Source organism: Mycobacterium sp. MAA66 (assembly GCF_041261665.1).
Taxonomy (GTDB): domain Bacteria; phylum Actinomycetota; class Actinomycetes; order Mycobacteriales; family Mycobacteriaceae; genus Mycobacterium.
Genome location: NZ_JBGCCC010000001.1, coordinates 422,236 through 439,953 on the forward strand (window position 1 = coordinate 422,236; position 17,718 = coordinate 439,953).

17 protein-coding genes are annotated in these 17,718 nt (G+C 64.3%); 4 read left to right on the top strand and 13 right to left on the bottom strand.

Translation table 11 applies throughout. The features are described from left to right. Positions 1-78: 78 nt before the first annotated feature. Genes ABIA30_RS02070 through truB form a run of 3 tightly spaced genes read left to right on the top strand, consistent with a single transcriptional unit; the run spans position 79 to position 2,581 of the window. Positions 79-1,020, top strand: a complete 942-nt coding sequence (locus ABIA30_RS02070) for a metallophosphoesterase (RefSeq protein WP_370061625.1) — start codon at positions 79-81, stop codon at positions 1,018-1,020. Next, the gene (locus ABIA30_RS02075; protein ID WP_370061626.1) at positions 1,017-1,682 is read left to right on the top strand and encodes a 4'-phosphopantetheinyl transferase; all 666 of its coding nucleotides are present in this window, start codon (positions 1,017-1,019) and stop codon (positions 1,680-1,682) included. Before ABIA30_RS02070 ends, ABIA30_RS02075 begins: the two co-directional genes overlap by 4 nt. Continuing rightward, the gene (gene truB, locus ABIA30_RS02080; RefSeq protein ID WP_370061628.1) at positions 1,679-2,581 is read left to right on the top strand and encodes a tRNA pseudouridine(55) synthase TruB; all 903 of its coding nucleotides are present in this window, start codon (positions 1,679-1,681) and stop codon (positions 2,579-2,581) included. The genes ABIA30_RS02075 and truB overlap by 4 nt, the downstream gene beginning before the upstream one ends. Positions 2,582-2,686: 105 nt before the next feature. On the opposite strand, the gene ABIA30_RS02085 is transcribed toward truB, so the two are convergent. From ABIA30_RS02085 to ABIA30_RS02140, 12 genes are all read right to left on the bottom strand, one after another. Beyond that, positions 2,687-4,171 (bottom strand): amidase, encoded by a 1,485-nt coding sequence (locus tag ABIA30_RS02085; protein WP_370061630.1) that lies wholly within the window; start codon positions 4,169-4,171, stop codon positions 2,687-2,689. Positions 4,172-4,268: 97 nt separating this feature from the next. Next, a complete protein-coding gene (locus ABIA30_RS02090; RefSeq protein ID WP_370061632.1) occupies positions 4,269-5,903 on the bottom strand; it encodes a GMC oxidoreductase in 1,635 nt (544 codons plus the stop codon). Beyond that, entirely contained in the window at positions 5,896-7,674 is a 1,779-nt protein-coding gene (locus ABIA30_RS02095) for a long-chain fatty acid--CoA ligase (protein ID WP_370061634.1), read from the bottom strand. The genes ABIA30_RS02090 and ABIA30_RS02095 overlap by 8 nt, the downstream gene beginning before the upstream one ends. Before the next feature lie 11 nt (positions 7,675-7,685). Further along, complete coding sequence (locus ABIA30_RS02100; protein ID WP_370061636.1) at positions 7,686-8,540, bottom strand: alpha/beta fold hydrolase; 855 nt, start codon at positions 8,538-8,540, stop codon at positions 7,686-7,688. Further along, positions 8,537-9,625, bottom strand: a complete 1,089-nt coding sequence (locus tag ABIA30_RS02105) for a CaiB/BaiF CoA transferase family protein (protein WP_370061638.1) — start codon at positions 9,623-9,625, stop codon at positions 8,537-8,539. The genes ABIA30_RS02100 and ABIA30_RS02105 overlap by 4 nt, the downstream gene beginning before the upstream one ends. Before the next feature lies 1 nt (position 9,626). Further along, complete coding sequence (locus ABIA30_RS02110) at positions 9,627-10,898, bottom strand: acyl-CoA dehydrogenase family protein (protein WP_370061640.1); 1,272 nt, start codon at positions 10,896-10,898, stop codon at positions 9,627-9,629. Positions 10,899-10,930: 32 nt separating this feature from the next. Next, positions 10,931-11,803, bottom strand: a complete 873-nt coding sequence (locus tag ABIA30_RS02115) for an SDR family oxidoreductase (protein ID WP_370061641.1) — start codon at positions 11,801-11,803, stop codon at positions 10,931-10,933. A 20-nt stretch (positions 11,804-11,823) separates the two neighbouring features. Next, complete coding sequence (locus ABIA30_RS02120; protein ID WP_370061643.1) at positions 11,824-12,687, bottom strand: MaoC/PaaZ C-terminal domain-containing protein; 864 nt, start codon at positions 12,685-12,687, stop codon at positions 11,824-11,826. Next, positions 12,687-13,121, bottom strand: coding sequence for an SRPBCC family protein (locus ABIA30_RS02125; protein ID WP_370061645.1), 435 nt, complete (start codon positions 13,119-13,121; stop codon positions 12,687-12,689). The genes ABIA30_RS02120 and ABIA30_RS02125 overlap by 1 nt, the downstream gene beginning before the upstream one ends. A 73-nt stretch (positions 13,122-13,194) precedes the next feature. After that, entirely contained in the window at positions 13,195-14,388 is a 1,194-nt protein-coding gene (locus ABIA30_RS02130) for a lipid-transfer protein (RefSeq protein ID WP_370061647.1), read from the bottom strand. 110 nt (positions 14,389-14,498) lie between these two features. Next, positions 14,499-15,137 (bottom strand): TetR/AcrR family transcriptional regulator, encoded by a 639-nt coding sequence (locus ABIA30_RS02135; protein ID WP_370061649.1) that lies wholly within the window; start codon positions 15,135-15,137, stop codon positions 14,499-14,501. A gap of 220 nt (positions 15,138-15,357) precedes the next feature. Next, positions 15,358-16,302, bottom strand: coding sequence for an aldo/keto reductase (locus ABIA30_RS02140; RefSeq protein WP_370061651.1), 945 nt, complete (start codon positions 16,300-16,302; stop codon positions 15,358-15,360). A 93-nt stretch (positions 16,303-16,395) separates the two neighbouring features. Between ABIA30_RS02140 and ABIA30_RS02145 the strand changes: the two genes are divergently transcribed. Continuing rightward, positions 16,396-16,947, top strand: coding sequence for a TetR/AcrR family transcriptional regulator (locus ABIA30_RS02145; protein ID WP_370061653.1), 552 nt, complete (start codon positions 16,396-16,398; stop codon positions 16,945-16,947). Between the two features lie 5 nt (positions 16,948-16,952). On the opposite strand, the gene mntR is transcribed toward ABIA30_RS02145, so the two are convergent. After that, positions 16,953-17,666: a manganese-binding transcriptional regulator MntR gene (mntR, locus tag ABIA30_RS02150; RefSeq protein WP_370061655.1), complete on the bottom strand. Its 714-nt coding sequence runs from the start codon at positions 17,664-17,666 to the stop codon at positions 16,953-16,955. Positions 17,667-17,718: the final 52 nt, after the last annotated feature.

The following is a 17,718-nucleotide window of genomic DNA, read 5'->3' on the forward strand; positions in this document are numbered from 1 at the left end:
GGATGCGAGAACCTGTTCTCGTTGCGGTTCCCGTTGGGCGGGACGGTTGTCGCGGCGGCCCAAGTACCCTGGTCGTTTGTGTCGAGTCAGCCGACCCTCTGGGCGATCAGTGATCTGCACATCGGGCATACGGGAAACAAGCCGGTCACCGAGTCGTTGCACCCGGCCTCGCCGGATGACTGGCTGATCGTTGCCGGTGACGTGGCCGAACGCACCGATGACATCCGCTGGTCGCTTGACCTGCTGCGCAAGCGCTTCGCCAAGGTCATCTGGGTGCCGGGTAACCACGAGCTGTGGACCACCAACAAGGACCCGATGCAGATCTTCGGGAAGGCCCGCTACGACTATCTGGTCGACATGTGCGACCAGATGGGCATCGTCACTCCCGAGCATCCGTTCCCGGTCTGGACCGGTGAGGGCGGCGCGGCGACCATCGTGCCGATGTTCCTGCTGTACGACTACAGCTTCTTGCCCGCGGGCACCGCGACCAAAGCCGAGGGCCTGGCGGTGGCCCGTGAGCGCAACGTGGTGGGCACCGACGAGTTCCTGTTGTCCAGCGAGCCGTACGCCACCCGTGACGCGTGGTGCCGGGACCGGCTGGCGGTTACCCGCAAAAAGCTCGACGAGCTGGACTGGATGACGCCGACGGTCCTGGTCAACCATTTCCCGCTGGTGCGTGAACCCTGTGACGCGATGTTCTATCCGGAGTTCGCGCTGTGGTGCGGCACCACTGCGACCGCGGACTGGCACACGCGGTACAACGCCATCTGCTCGGTGTACGGGCACCTGCACATCCCGCGTACCACCTGGTATGACGGGGTGCGCTTCGAAGAGGTGTCGGTGGGGTACCCGCGAGAGTGGCGGCGCCGCAAGCCCTATCGCTGGATGCGCCAGATCCTGCCGGACCCCAAGTACCCGCCCGGCTACCTCAACGACTTCGGCGGCCATTTCGAGATCACCCCTGAGATGCGGGAGCACGCGCAGAAGATGCAGGACCGAGTCAATTCGAGGCGGCTATGACCGAAACCCTGCTTGCGCAGGTGCTGCCGGAGCAGGTGGCGACCGCTGAAATGTATTCCGACCCGGGGGATCTGGTTCCGTGGCCGGAGGAGGAACCGCTGATCGCCCGGTCGGTGGCCAAGCGCCGCAACGAGTTCATCACTGTTCGCTACTGCGCCAGGGAAGCGCTCGGCCGGCTCGGCGTGGCGCCGGCGCCGATCCTCAAGGGGGACAAGGGCGAACCGTGCTGGCCCGACGGCATCGTCGGCAGCCTGACGCATTGCGAGGGCTTCCGCGGTGCGGGGGTCGGCCGGGCCACCGAGGTACGTTCGGTGGGCATCGATGCCGAGCCGCATGGCGTGTTGCCCAAGGGCGTGCTCGGGGCCATCGCGTTGCCTGACGAGCAGACCGAGCTGTCGGCGTTGGGTGGGAGTTTGCACTGGGATCGAATTCTGTTCTGCGCCAAGGAAGCAACGTACAAAGCCTGGTTCCCGCTGACGCACCGGTGGCTGGGCTTCGAGGACGCCCACATCACCTTCACCCTGGATTCCTCGGGGAGTGCGGGCACGTTCCGGTCCCGGATTCTGATCGACCCTGCGGCCGAATCCGGACCTCCGCTGACCGAATTGCCCGGCCGTTGGTCGGTGACGAACGGTCTGGTGCTGACTGCGATCTCGCTGTGAAGCAGGCGTCGAAGCCCGCGCCGTCTCCGGGTTTGGTCATCGTCGACAAGCCGGCCGGGATGACCAGCCACGACGTGGTGGGCCGGTGCCGACGGTTGTTCGGCACCCGCAAGGTCGGGCACGCCGGCACCCTCGATCCGATGGCCACCGGGGTCTTGGTGGTCGGGATCGAGCGCGCCACCAAGATCCTGGGCCTGCTGACCGCCACCGACAAGACCTATGTTGCCACCATCCGCCTTGGCCAGAGCACCTCCACTGAGGACGCCGAAGGTGAAGTGCTGCAAACTGTTCCAGCCGGTCATGTCACCGACGAACAGATCGAAGATGCGGTGGCTACGCAGCGCGGCGCGATCGACCAGGTGCCGTCGGCGGTCAGTGCCATCAAGGTGGGCGGCGAGCGTGCCTACAAGCTGGTGCGGGAAGGCAAGGCGCCGGAACTTGCGGCTCGTCGGGTCCGGATCTCACGGTTCTCGGTCGACGCTGTGCGCCGGTCCGAGGATTTCGTCGACGTCGATGTCACGGTGGACTGTTCGTCGGGCACCTATATCCGGGCGTTGGCCCGGGACGTCGGCGTGGCGCTCGGTGTGGGCGGCCATCTGACGGCGTTGCGGCGCACCATGGTTGGCCGCTACGGCCTGGACGAGGCGCGCACCCTGGAGCAATTGGCCGACGCCGCGGAGTTGAGCTACAGCCTGGACGCGGCCTGCCTGCTCGGGTTTCCGCGCCGCGACCTGACTGATACGGAGGCCGAAGACACCCGGCACGGCCGGGCGCTGGAACCGGCCGGTATTGACGGCATCTACGCGGCCACCGCCGCCGACGGACGGGTGATCGCCCTGCTGTCCGACGGCGCGACGCGCACCAAATCCGTCGTGGTGCTGCGTCCGGCCACCTTGTAGGGACCCGGACCTCGTTGTGCCGCTGCAACTTACGCGGCCGGGGCCGCACCAAGCGCTACCGGCGGCATCGGCGTCAGCCGGCAGCCAATTCTCGTTGTTTGTCAGTCAATTTCGGACTTCCGCGGTTCGGGCCTCGATCGCATTCGCTCGGGTGCGATGTGGTGGGATCCAGCCACCGAATGCCCGCTCGAGTTCGACGGCTGCCGCGATGGTGAGATGGTCGTGACCGAGTCGCCCGGCCACTTGGACGCCGAGGGGCAATCCGTTGGGTGCGAAACCGAGGGGGACCTGGGTGACGGGAAGCCCAGCGAGTGAGAATGCCGCGACACCGTTTGCGTGCCATGGCTGCCCGGTGGTGGTGCCGTGGCGCGGGGCGACCGAGGCGGTGGTCGGGTGTAACACGAGGCCGTCACCGATCGCTTCGCCCATCGCATTCTCGATGGCGTGTGCGTTCTGAACCAATTGCCGGACAAGTCGTTTCGGCAGCAGCGACTCGAATTTCTCGCCGATGACCAGCGCGCGCATCGGTGCGGTGTGGTTCCCGCGTGGGGCGCACAGTTCGCGCAGTGCCAGGGGCCGGGCGCCCTGCTCGTTCATGACGTCGGCGAACCGTCGACCGGTCTCTTCGGCGAGGACGACGGTGGTGAGAAAACCGATGCTGCGCAGCGACTTGAGCGAGCGGTATTCGATTCTGGCACCGGCTGTTTCCAGTGCCGCGGCGGCTCGGTCTCGCGCGCGCAGCATCTGGCGGGCAGCGCCGGGTAGAAATGCCTCCTCGATCAGCGTGACTCGGACACCGCGCAGGAGGGCGCGGTCGGGGTCGGGCAGTTCCATGGGATGCACCAGTGGGTCGACGCCATCGGGGCCGGCCATGATCCGCAACACGGGCATCAGGTCTTCTGCCCGGCGTGCCAGCGGTCCGTTGACACACATCTTCGCCACGCCGTAAGGCGGGGGCCAGCTGCCGGTGAGGGGAACAAGTCCGGTTGACGGTCGATGTCCGAAGACGCCATTGCACAGCGCGGGAATGCGGATCGATCCCAAGGTGTCGGTACCCAGCCCAATAGGCGTGGCGCCCGACCCGATCGCTGCGCCTTCGCCGCCCGATGATCCACCTGCGCTTCGCCGCTGGTCATAAGCGTTGTTGGTTCGCCCATAGACGCGGTTGCGGGTCTCGGTCCACATGCACGCTTCAGAGGTGTTCGTCAGGCCGAGGATGATCGCGCCGGCATCGACAAGGCGTTGCACGACCGTGGCATTGTGCGTGGCGGTGATGCCGCGGCGGGCAACGACGCCGGCGGTGTTGGGCAGCCCCGCCACCGCTACTGATTCCTTCACTGTCAGCGGCACACCCAGCAACGGCGGAAGTTCTGCGGCGGACGCACCCGCGATCAGGGCATCGGCTCGATCGGCCTCGAGCCGCGCCGCGTCATACCGCGCGACGACCACGGCATTGACAGCCCGGTTGACGCGCTCCAGCACTTCGATATGGGCGTCGATCACCTCGCGCGCACTCAGCACACCGGCCCTGATGGCTGCGGCGAGCGTCACCGCCGACTGCTCGGTGATAGGCGCTTGCCTGGTGAACACGCGTAAGACGTTACATCATTACAATAGCTGTAAATATGTAAAGAATGGCGCTAAAGCCCCCGGCCGGGCTGACTGCCGGCAGTTGGCTTCGCCGCAGTCAGAGTGAAGACGTCGTGAATTGAATCGTCGGTGCGACGATGCCGTCCGCCTTGGCTGGGATGAAGGACATCGCCCGTTCGGTCATGGCTGTGATGGTGAGGCTCGGATTGACGCCGACGTTGGCGGGGATCGCGGACCCGTCGCAAACCAACAGGTTCTGGTAGCCGAATACCTCGTGCTTGGCGTTGATCACACCGGCGGCGGCGGACTCGCCGATGACGGCGCCGCCGAGGAGGTGCGCAGTCGTCGGGATGGAGAAGATGGCCTCGGTTGCGGCGGCCTGGACGGTTCCGCCGATGCGCTCGGCCAGCCAGTTCGCCGCCGCGTACGCAGCTGGCACCGAATCCTGATTCGGATGGTTGGGATCCTGCTCGGTGGTCAGTACCGGGAAGCCCCCGGGGAGACGCCATCTGACTTTGATGCGGATGGAATTGTCGAGGGTCTGCATCACGGCAAGGATGACTGTCCGCCGCGACCAGCGTCGGACTCGGGTGCTGCGCAGAAACTTCCGTGGGTGTCGTATCGCGTTGAGCAGGAAGTAGATCGGTCTCGTTCCGCGACGTCCCGCTTCGGTCGCCAGGGTGAAGATCAGTGATTGCGTATCGGCGTTGCGACCGTAGGTGACCGGCTCGATGTGCGTGTCCGGGCTCGGGTGAATGCTCGAGGTCAACGCGATGGCCGCCGAGAAATCGCGTTCGTCGTCGGGTGCCGTGACCGCGACGATCGACTCGCTGTTGGTGCGCACAAGGTAGCCCAAGCGATCGGAAACCAGCGGAAGCGAACCGGCGAGCTTGGTTCGTTGCAGGAGTCGGTTGGACCCGAGTGGTCCGGCTGAGATCACAACTCCGCGGGTATCGATCGTCTTGCGGTCCTTGCGAAACCACGCACCGGTTCGGACGTGCGTCACGCGGTAGCCGTCGATGCCGTCGGTTCCCTTGCGCGGCACGATATCGGTGACCGTGCGCTCGGGTTCGATCGTGGCTCCGCGCTTTTCGGCAAACCAGAGGTAGTTCTTCATGAGGGTATTTTTGGCGTTGTTTCGGCAACCGAGCAGGCAGCTGCCGCAGCGCACACATCCCGTGCGCTCGGGCCCTGCTCCTGCGAAGTACGGATCGGGCACTGTTTTGCCGGGCTGACCGAGGAAGACGCCCACTCTGGTGCGGTGATAGGTATCGCCGACGCCGATCTGTTCGGCGTACTCGTGGAGCAGGATGTCTGCGGCGGCGTCGACGTCATTGGTGGTGACGCCCAACATCTTTTCCGCGGTGTCGTAGTGCGGGGATAGTTCTGCGTCCCAGTCGCCCAGTGTCGCCCATTGCGGATGTGTCGCGAACTCGGGACGTGAGCGGTACAGCGTATTTGCGTAGCCGAGCGAGCCACCGCCGACACCCGCGCCCGTCCCGATGAAGACGTCACGGAACAGTGTGATCCGGAAGATACCTTTCATGCCGAGCATCGGAAAGAAATAGTAGCGCCGTACTTTCGACGCCTTCTCGGCGAAATCCTCATCTTCGAACCGGCGGCCTGATTCGAGAATGCTTACGTCGTAACCTTTTTCGGTCAAGCGCAGCGCGGATACACTGCCGCCGAACCCGGAGCCGACAATCAACCAATCGGTGTCGAATTCAGACATATAAGGCCTCGACTTCCGTCGCGTAGGTCGCGGCGATCGTCTTCCGCTTGAGTTTCATTGTCGGCGTGACATTTTCGCCGCCCGGCTCCCAGATGTCGGGCAGGATCACGAATTTCTTGATCTGCTCGACACGTGCAAGCTTGGTGTTTACTTCGGCGATGCCGGCTTCGAACGCTGCGGTGATTGCTGGATGCTTGGAGAGTTCCGGGATCGACAACTCGCCCAGGTCGTGCTTCTGGGCAAACGCGGCGACCGCTTCGGGATCGAGGGTCACCAGTGCGACGATGTAGGGCCGATTGTCCCCGATCGCAATGACGGGACCTGAGAGCGGACAGGCCACCGCCACAGTGTTCTCGATATGGGTCGGCGACATGTTCTTTCCCGACGAGTTGATGATCAGTTCTTTCTTGCGGTCAACGATTCGCACGAACCCCTCGTCGTCGATCGTGCCGATGTCGCCGGTATGCAGCCAGCCGTCAAGATCGATTGCCTCGGCGGTCTTGTCAGGATCGTTGCGGTAGCCCTTCATCACGTTCGATCCGCGGACCAGTAATTCACCGTCCGCCGCCACCTTGATCTCCGACCCCGGCACCACCTGTCCGACGGTTCCGACGCGGATGTCATGTGGCCGGTTGACGGTCGCGGCCGCAGTCAGTTCGGACATGCCCCACGCCTCGCACACCTTGATGCCGATGCCCAGCATGAACTGATGCACCTCAGGTGGAATCGGCGCCGCGCCCGAGGCACCGATACGAACGTGATCGAGTCCCAGCTTCGCCCGCACTTTGGACAGCACGAGCCGGTCGGCCACCGCATGCTGCACTTTCAACGCACACGGCACCGGCTTGCGGGCAGAGTCGAGACCGGCACGCTCCTGACCGACTCCCAGTGCCCAGCTGGCCAATGCGCGCTTGGCGGGGCTGGGCTCGCCGGCAACGGAAGACTCCAGCGCCGCCTTGACCTTCATCCAGATGCGTGGCACACCCATGAAAAGCGTCGGGCGGGCATCGGTCAATGCCTCGATTGCCTTCTTGGGATCGGCGACCGTCGTTATTTGGCTGCCGCGCAGCAGATTCGCGTAGTGCGCGATCCATCGGTTCGCGGCGTGCGCGTCAGGCAGATACGACACCACCCGGTCGTCCGCGCCGAAACCGCCCAACTCGTCGAGCAATGCGGCATTGGCAATGAAGTTGGCATGGGTGAGTTCGACGCCCTTGGGCATTCCCGTCGTGCCGGATGTATAGACGATCGTCAGCACATCACCGGGTTCGACCGCTCGCCAGGATGCATCGAAGTCGAAACCGTCGGCCGGTGCGGCCTCGACACTGTCCAACGTCACGGTGCCCTCGGCTTGTCCATCGATACAGATCACGTGCTCGACGTGGCCGCCGATCTGCATTGCGGCGAGAATTTGTGGCACGAACTGCTTTTCGCAGATCACGACCCGGTTCTCGGCGTTTCCGAACAGGTGGGCGAGCGTCTCGGCAGGGTTGGTGTTGTACATCGAGAATGGTGTCGCTCCGGTATGCAGAACAGCCGTGTCGCACAGGTGGAACTCGGGACGGTTCGTCAACATCAAAGCGACGGTGTCGCCGTGTCCCACCCCGAGGGTTGCCAAGCCGTTGGCGATACTTCGTACCCGGACGCCGTACTCCCGCCAGGTCACCTGCATAGCGTTACCGGGTGTCCGGAGCGCGACTCGGTCCGCGTACCGCTGCACGTTTTCCTGGAATGCTCCGCACAACGTCGGAGGCACGGGGTTCGTCGTCACTGTCTTCCCTTTCAGATGGCCTGGTGACCGACATCGCGGGTAGCCGAATCCAGGAATTGCAGCACGTGTTTCGTCAATCCGGCCGGATCGTCGAGCTGGGGGCAATGGCCACTGCGATCCATGACGACCAGCGTGCTGCCCGGCACCGACCGGTGCAGTCGCACGCTCGCGTGCACCGGGATTATTCGGTCCCTTCGTCCATGAACCACCAACAGCGGGCACCGCACTTTGTCGGTGTCGTATCCCGCCACCGTTTCGAACGCGACGACGCGCGCGTCGGACAGCATTCGACGCAGCGCCGAAAGATCGGGGACCTGCGCGGTAAATCTCGAGACGGCGCTCGGGTCGGCCAGCCGCGGATCCCCATACATTGCGCGCTCGAACGCATGACGGATTAGTCTGCGGTACAGGCAGTTCGGCACCGGTAGCCCATTGTCCAGGATGCCGAATGGATCCCTGCTCGCTCGTGCGATGCGCATCAACCGGTGGTTCGCGAGGATCGGTTCGTCGACGGCAACCACACCGCGAATATTCGCCGAGCCACGCGATGCCGCTCGCACAGAAAGACATGCGCCAAGTGAGTTGCCCATCAGCACGACCGATCCGAGTTCGGCGACGATCGCGTCGACGAACGAGTCGAGTTGGGGCATCAACTCCCCAGGCCCACGGGCGTCGGCCGCGCCGTAGCCCGGCAGGTCGACGGCGATCGCCGCGCGGCCCGCAACCTCCAGTTCGGACATGACACCACGCCACGTTTCGACGCTGTCAGAGAAGCCGTGCAGTAGAACTATCGGCGTCCCGCTACCGGCAACCGAAAGGACCCGGGTGCTCACCTCGTTGTAGCGCGCCCGGGTTTCGGTGATCATGCTTTTCTGGTCCAGCGCGCGAGTAGCGATTCCACCGACTCGTCTTTGGCGTTGAGTGGCAGGGGCGTCGCGGCGGGGGTGCGACTGAACCGCGGTGCCGGCGCCGGCTGACGGAGACCATCGACCTCGATGAACGCCTTCCGTGCGACGTTGTGGGGGTGCTCGTGCGCCTCCCACGGCGAGAGCACTGGACTCACACACGCGTCGATATCGGCGAATGCCTCCGCCCATTCGTCACGGGTACGCTCCTTGAACTTTGCGGTCAGCACTGATCGCCACTGTGGCCACGTGCGAGGGTCGATCTGGAAATCCAGTTCGCTGTCGTCGATGTCGAGGACTGCAACGAGTTGCGCAAAGAATTCGGGCTCGACCGCACCCACCGCGACGAACTTGCCGTCCGCTGTCTCGTAAGTGTCGTAGTAGGCGGCGCCGCCGTCGGTCATGTTCGTGCCGCGTTTGTCCGTCCACATACCCCTCGCGTGCAGACCGTGGAAGAAGGTCATCAGCAGGTTCGACCCATCGACCATCGCAGCGTCGATCACCTGACCTCGCCCCGACCGGTCACGTTCATACAAGGCGCCCATGACGCCCATCGCGAGAAGCATTCCGCCGCCCGCGAAGTCGCCGAGGATGTTCGCGGCCGGTACGGGACGTTCGCCTTCGCGTCCGACGAACTCCAGCGCGCCTGTCAGCGCGATGTAGTTGATGTCATGGCCGACGCGCGCTGCCAGCGGACCATGCTGGCCCCACCCGGTGAGCCGCCCGTAGATCAGCCGCTGATTCAGCCCGGACAGCACGTCCGGACCGATACCGAGTCGCTCCGCGACACCTGGCCGGAAGCCCTCGATGAACACATCTGCGTTCGACGCTAGTTCTTGGACGAGCGAAACCCCCTCCGGGTCTTTGAGATTCACGGCGATACTGTTCTTGCCGCGATCCAAGGGCCCCGGCGGCGCCACGTACCCGCCGCCGATGCGGTCGATCCGGACGACGTCCGCGCCGAGATCGGCGAAGATCATGCCTGCGAACGGAACCGGCGCCAATCCCGCCATCTCGATGACGCGAACTCCGTCGAGCGGTCCCATGTCAGGCCCGCTCTTTGGAGCTACCGAGCAGGCCCTTGGCAACGTGTGTCACTTGGACTTCGTTGCTACCTGCGTAGATCATCAGCGACTTGGCGTCGCGCGCAAGCTGTTCCACGCGGTACTCGGCCATGTAGCCGTTTCCGCCGAAGAGCTGCACGGCCTCCATCGCGACATCGGTGGCAGCCTCGGAGCTGTACAGCTTTATCGCCGACGCCTCCGCCAGAGACAGTTCCTTTCCTGCAGCGCTCATTTCGATTGCCCGGAACACCATGTTCTGCACATTGATTCGTGCGATCTCCATCTTCGCGAGCTTCAGCTGAATCAGCTGGAAATCACCGATCGGCTGGCCCCACAGCTCGCGCGACTTCGCGTAGTCGATCGAAAGGCGTTGACACTCCTCGATAATGCCCAGCGACATCGCACCCACACCGACACGTTCGAAGGTGAAGTTCGCCCGTGCGCTTGCTCGACCGTCGCCGCCTTTGTTCTCTTCGGTCTCGCCGAGCAGGCGGTCCTTGCTCACTCGCACGTTGTCGAAGCTCAGCTCACCGGTCGGCGACGAGCGCATGCCCATCTTCTTGAACGGCTTGGACTGCGTCAGCCCTGTCATGCCCTTGTCGAGTACGAACGTCAGCACCGGTCGGTTGCGGATGTCGGTGTTGCTGCCGTCATCCAGTTTGGCGTACACGACGATGGTATCGGCGTACGGCCCGTTGGTGATAAATGTCTTGTGGCCCTTGAGGATGTAGTCCTCGCCGTCGCGTTTGACGGTGGTCTTCATGCCGCCGAACGCATCCGAGCCCGCCTCGGGTTCGGTGATCGCCCACGCGCCGACCTTGTCGAAGGTCAGCAGGTCCAGCGCCCAGCGTTCCTTCTGCGCCGTGGTGCCGCGACTCATGATGGTGGTCGCCGCCATGCTGACGCTGACGCCGGCAGCGGTCGAAACGCCCATCGACACCTTGCAGATCTCGCTGAAGGCCACCAACGCCATCGACATCTGCTGATTACCGCCGTCGCCGGAACGCTTCTTTTTGGCCGGGGGCTCGTCACCGGCAGCCAACGCGGCGGCCTTGATCTTCTCGCGTTCGATCGTCTTCTTGAACGTCTCGCGCGCCATCGCGTCGAGTCCGAAGGCGGCGAACATCTTTCGGATGATCTCGTAGGGCGGAAGATCGCCATGTTCGAGCTCGTCGACGTGGGGGCGGATCTCCTTGTCGATGAATCCCTTGATGCTGTCGCGGATCATCAGGTCGGTCTCGGACCACTCGATCATGGCGTACTCCTTTGTACGAGAAGAGAAAACAACTAGTTCGGCAGTCGATCGGCGATGTCGTCGATCAACCAGGGACCGTCGGTCTCGATGGTCTTCACGTCGGTCCAGCCCTGCAGCGTCGAGATGGCGCCGCCCTGGACCGCGAACACCTGACCGGTCAACGGGCACTTCTCCGTCGCCAGGTACGCGACGACGGGGGAGATGTTGGCCGGGGCGAAGTAGTCGAACTCGCCTTCCTCGACCTCGGCGGAGAAGATGGCGCCCATGCCGGGCGTGGCCTCGGTGAGACGCGTCCGGGCGATCGGGGCGATCGCGTTCACGCGGACGCCGTAGCGCTCCAACTCATCTGCGGCGACGAGTGTCAGTGCGGCGATGCCGGCCTTGGCGGCGCCGTAGTTGGTCTGACCGGCCTGCGGCAGCGTGATGCCGGACGCTGACGCGGTGTTGATGACCGCGGCATTGGGCTGGTTGCCCGCCTTGGACTGCGCCTTCCAGTACGCGGCGGCATGGTGCAGCACTGCGGCATGCCCCTTGAGGTGCACCGCGAGCACCGAATCCCATTGCGACTCTTCCATCGTCGCGATGAAGTTATCGCGCAGGATGCCGGCATTGTTGACCACGACGTCCAGCTGGCCGAACTCACTGATCGCCTGCTCGACCAGCGCCTGCGCGCCCGCCCAGGTGGCGACGTTGTCGGCGTTCGCGACCGCCTTGCCACCGGCGGCGACGATCTCGTTCGCCACCTCCTGCGCGGGCCCGACATCGGATCCTTCACCGGAGTTGCTGCCACCGAGGTCGTTGACCACCACCGAGGCACCTTCCTTGGCGAACAACAGTGCGTGCTCGCGACCGATGCCACGACCGGCGCCGGTGATGACGGCGACCCGTCCGTCCAATACACCCATGATTCCCGCTCCTCAGTTGGCTAGTCGGCGATTTCGGCGAGACCGTCGGTGATGACGAAGTCGTCGCCGCGCGCGGTCTCGAATGCGTAAGTGCTGAGCCCATTTTCGGTTCCGACCTTCCAGATGCGAGTCTCGAGGTCGTCACCCGGAATCACCATCTTCGAGAAGCGCACCGCAAAACGCTTGAGCCGGTTCACATCCGAACCGCCGACCTCGGTGAGCACCGCCCACGAGGTGAAGGCCATCGTGCACAGTCCGTGCCCGATGATGCCGGGCAGACCGGCATCCTTTGCCACTTCCTCGTCCAGATGGATCGGCATCGGATCGCCGGCAGCCGGTGCGTACCGGAACGTCTGATCCTCGTCGAAATGCTGCACGAGTTTGGCGACCGGCGCGCTATCGCGCAAGGCGGGATCGAACTTGTGGCTAGGGCTCAGCACACCGATCCTCTTGCCCGCGTTGAAGCCTCGCACGAAACAGGTGACGTACTGCTCGTTGACCAGTTCACCGTCCTCGGTGCGACATTCGAGCAATATCGTTGCCCGGGTGCCGTTCTCGAGACCCTCGTAGCCGATCATCTTGCCGCAAGAAACCAACGTGTCGCCGGGCTTGGTCGCACGATAGAAGTGGAAATCTTGCTCCCCATGTACAACTCGGGGTATCAGTTCCACCGGCATCACGTCGACCGCTGGTACGAGCAGCGACTCGAACACCGGCACGATATTGAACACCGGCGAAGCGACATCACCGTTGAGGTGCGCAGCGATCGGATCGTTGGTCGCCTTCGCGTATTCGACCAGTCGCTCGCGGGTGACCTCGAACGTCTCTTCGTCGCTCCAGACGTCCAGGCCGGCGTCGTCGAACTCTACGACGTCGTCGGACATCAGACGGCGGCGAGCGCGTCGAGCTTCGACACGGACTTGTCGAGCTGCTTGCCGAAGTCCTTCTCGACCGCCTTGCCGAGCGCACCCTTGATGAGTGCACCCTCGAAGTCGCCGACGACCGAGAACTTCGAACCCGACTCCGCCGGCGCCACGATGAACGAGAACTCGACCTTCACACCTGCCATGCCGGTGCCCGCCATGGTGAGCTTCTGGCCCATATCGAAACTGATGATGTCCCATTCGAGCTTGTTCGCCATACCGAGCATGACGATCTTCTCGACCAGCTTGCTGCCGAGCTCGATGGTGGTGGGGGGCTCCGCGAGCCAGCCGTCGTGAATGGTGAACCATTTGTCCCACGTCTGCGGGTCCGAGATAACGGTCCACACAGCGTCGGGGGTAGCGGTCAGATCCTTGGTTGCTTCGACGTGTCCCATGATGTTTCTCCTCGTTGAGTATTGTTGGTGGGCAGGTTGATTCAGCGCTGTGCTGAATGGCGCTTCGCTGCGCTCAGCGCTCGGCGCGCTGGTAGGCCGTGACGACGGCAGCGCCGCCAAGGCCAATGTTGTGCTGCAGCGCGGCGGTCACGTTCTCCACCTGACGTTTGTCGGCGGTGCCGCGTAGCTGCCAGGTGAGCTCGGCGCACTGCGCCAAACCTGTTGCGCCCAAAGGGTGTCCCTTGGAGATCAAGCCACCGGAAGGGTTGACGACCCAGCGGCCGCCGTAGGTGGTGTCGTCGTTGTCGATCAACTTGCCGGCGTCACCCTCGGCGCAGAGGCCGAGCGCTTCGTAGGTCAGCAGTTCGTTGGCCGAGAAGCAGTCGTGCAGCTCGATGACCTGGAAGTCTTCAGGTCCTAGGCCGGACTGGTCGTAGACCGAGCGCGCGGCCTGGACGTTCATGTCGTACCCGACGAGGTTCTTCGCGGTCCCGTTGAAGCTGGATTCGAAGTCGGTGGTCAGCGCCTGGCCGACGATCTCGACGGCTTGGCCGGCCAGTCCGTGCTTTTCGACGAACGCCTCGGAGGCCAGGATCGCCGCGCCAGAGCCGTCCGAGGTCGGCGAGCACTGCAGCCGGGTGATGCCCGACGGCGGGTAGATCATCTTGGCGTCTTTGATCTGATCAAGGGTGTAGACGTCCTGGAACTGCGCGTACGGGTTGTTCACCGAGTGCTTGTGGTTCTTCAAGCCGATCTTGGCGAAGTGCTCGGCGGTGGTGCCGTAGATGTCCATGTGCTCTTTGCCTGCCGCGCCGAACAGCCATGACGCGGGCGGGAAGACGACTTCGGAGATTTCGGCCATCTTCTCCATGTGGTCGGCCATCGGCTGCATGCGGTCTTCGTACATCGTGCCGAGCGAGCCTGGGTTCATCTTCTCGAAGCCGAGGGCGAGCACACAGTCCGCCAGACCGCCCTTGATCGACCGCGCGGCGAGGTACAGCGCCGTCGAACCGGTGGAGCAGTTGTTGTTGACGTTCACAACGGGAATGCCAGTCATGCCCAACTCGTAGACTGCGCGCTGGCCCGAGGTCGACTCGCCGTAGACGTAACCGACGTAGGCCTCCTGGACCTCGCGATAGTCGATGCCGGCATCCGCAAGCGCCTTGGTTCCCGACTCGCGGGCCATGTCCGGATAGTCCCAGTCCTTCGAACCAGGCTTCTCGAACTTCGTCATCCCGACGCCGATCACATAAACCTTGTTCGCCATGAACTCTCCCTGTTTACCTTCGCTGGTGTGCGATAAACATACCCACCTGAATGTATCTTTACAACAGTGGCGCCGGTCACACAGTCCAGCAACGACGGACAGGCGCGAAGTTAGGAACTCTGCAGCGCTTGTGCGCCTAGGACCAGCAGTCCCGCCGACGCCCGGTCCCACTGACGCTTGGCGCGGGTTGCATCCGGTTCCACGAAATTCGAGATCAGGATTCCGCGGATGACGTCCATCGCGGTGAAGAAGAAAGACCGCAGCTCGCCGCCGGCTTCGACGCCGGGAAAGACCTGAGCGATACCGGCAACGAGGTTGGCCGTCACGACCGGCTCGAACTTCGCCATCTCCCGGGCAAGGGTCGGATCCGCGCGCCCTGCGACCCAAAGTTCAACGGTCGCAACGAACACCGGACCCTGGTGCACATCCCACAACAGGTCGAGAACGGCACCTATCGGGTCTTCGCTCGCGGTAGCGGCGCCCATCTTCTGGATTGCCACCTCGGCTCGTTTCGCTGCGAGATGACGAATGGCGGCGATGACCAGCTCTGTCTTCGACGGGAAGTGATGGACCTGCGCGCCCCTGGTGACGCCGGCCTTCTCCGCAACACGCGGCGTGGTGGTTCCGGCATATCCGTACTCGACAAGACAGTCGATCGTCGCGTCGAGCAACCGCACGCGCATCTCGGCGCTACGCTGTGCCTGGGTGCGACGAGACTTGGGCTGACGGTGCGATCCGAGCGTTGGCATGCACCGCATCGTACCTGTTTGATACAGGCAGGATCGTCTGTATTACGATGCGCCGCTAAAGCGGAGAGTCGGCCGAGATGGTCTTGCTAGCCGGCGGGTCGCTTCCGGTGACGTATGAGCCGGTACGTTCACCCGGCGCTTTGTCCGGCGCGGGGGACAGGCAGACCCAATCCACCGTCGGGTCGGCGCTTTTGAGGGCTTCAAGCACCACTGCGTGGCATCAGTCGTTTTCGGCCAGAAACGGCTCGGCGCTGTGCTGGTGGGCATTGCCGTCTTCGGGCAGGGTGCCGACGCTGTCCAGGGCAGCGAGCGCTTCGGCATCGAGCCGAATCGAACCGGCGGCGGCGTTGTCCTCCAGATGGGCGACTGATCGGGTACCGGCGATCAGCAGGCTGTTGGGCGCGTGCGCGAGCAGCCACGCGAGCCCGACCTGCGCCGGCCTGGCGTTGATTCGAGCTGCCACCGCACACACCGTGGGGTTGTCGGCGACGGCGGGGAACCCCGGGAAGGCTGATCCGAGCGGGAAGAACGGCACCCAGGCAATGCCCTCGTCGACACACAGGCACAGGGTGTCTTCCTGCACTCGGTCCAGCAGGCTGTAGGCGTTCTGGACGCAGGTGATATCGGCCGATAACGCGTGCTGCACCAGCTCGACCGGCACCGCGCTGAGGCCGATGCCGCCGATCTTGCCCTCGTCCCGCAGCGCGATCATCTCGGCCAACTGGTCGTCGAAGTCGACGATCTGGTCGCCCTCGGCTTGCAGGCCCGGGGCCAGATCCAGTCGCCGCAGGTTGACCACCGGAATCTGTTCCAGCCCAAGCTGATTCAGGTCCGCCTCGACCGCGGCACGCAGTTCGGCGGGTTTCTGAGCGGCCGCCAGCGGCACAGGTCCGTCCGGGACGTGCACGGCACCCACCTTGCTGACGATGACCAGGTCGTCGCGGTACGGCCGCAGAGCTTTCCGGATCAGTGTGTTCACCGTTCCGCCGCCGTAGAAGGACGCGGTGTCGATGTGGTTGATGCCGAGCTCGACCGAACGGTGCAGCAGTGCCACCGCAGCATCAGGGGAGCCGGCATCGTGCAGCTGCATGGCTCCGTAGCCGATCCGGGCCACCGGGCGGCCACCGATCGAACCGAGGCCGCCGGGGTGTGTCGTATCGGTCATCGTCGCTCCTCAGCTGTGATTTTCTGCGATACTCGAGTGATTCGGAGGAACCTCCGCTTAGTTCACGATAACAGAAACGGAGGAGCCTCCGCTATGGCTAACGGTATCCGCGCCGATGCCCGCCGCAACCGGGAACGGATCCTGGAAGTGGCGGCGCTCGCCTTCGGCACGGCTGACGGTCCGGTGTCGCTCGAGGCGGTAGCGCGTGATGCCGGCGTCGGCATCGGCACGTTGTACCGGCATTTCCCGAACCGTGAAGCGCTGGTCGAAGCGGTGTACCGCGCCGAACTGGCCGAGGTGGCCGCTACGGCCCATGAACTCCTGCAGGGCCATCCACCGGCTGAGGCGCTACGGGTCTGGATGGACCGCTACGCGAAGTTCGTGGCCGCCAAGCGGGGCATGGCCGAGTCGCTCACGGCCATCTTCGCCTCTGGTGCGGTGGCCCAGGGCGATACCCGCGCCGCGATTGTCGCGGCGGTCGGGGCACTGCTCGCCGCAGGCGCCGACGACGGCACGTTGCGCCCCGACGTGTCAGCTGATGACGTAGTCAGCAGCCTGCTGGGCACCATGCTGGCGGCCGGGTCACCTGAGCAGTGCCAGCGGATGTTCGACCTGCTGATCGCGGGCTTGGTCGCTAGCCGATAGCGCCGCTACGCGACGACCCAGATCGCTTCTGCGGCAGGGCTACCCAGCTCGACGGTGGACTCGTCGGGATCGCCGGTTGCATCCGGATTGGCCACTGCCACCGAGATCATCCCGGCGAAATCCCGCCGGGCCACCACGCGCAGATGCGAATCGAGGGTGATCCCGACGCTCTGGAAGTACCGCAGCATTTCCGGATCGTGATCGGAGATCCGGGCCACCGTGCCGGCATCACCGTCGGAGCACACCGACAGCTGACGTGCCGGAGGCGTCGGCACCTGACCATCGGCCGCCGGGATCGGGTCGCCGTGGGGGTCGCGGGTCGGGTAGCCCAGCTTGGCGTCGATCCGGTCGAGCATCCGATCGGACACCGCATGCTCGAGCACCTCGGCCTCGTCGTGCACCTCGTCCCAGCCGTAGCCCAACTCCTGAACCAGGAAGGTCTCCATCAACCGGTGCCGGCGCACCATGGCCAGGGCGGCGTACCGACCCGAGTCGGTGAGTGTCACCGCGCCGTACTTCTCGTGGTGCACCAGGCCCTGATCGGCAAGCTTGCGGATGGACTCCGAAGCCGTCGACGCCGACACTCCGATGCGCTCGGCGAGCATCTTGGTACTGACCTTCTCCCTGGACCATTCCTGCGCGGTCCAGATGACTTTCAGGTAGTCCTGAGCCACTGGGGATAGGCCTGGCGGGTTGCCAGCGTCTTCTGCAGGACTCACGGCACAGAGTTTAGGCAATCGTCACCTGATTCGGGGATCTAGCGGTGCCCTG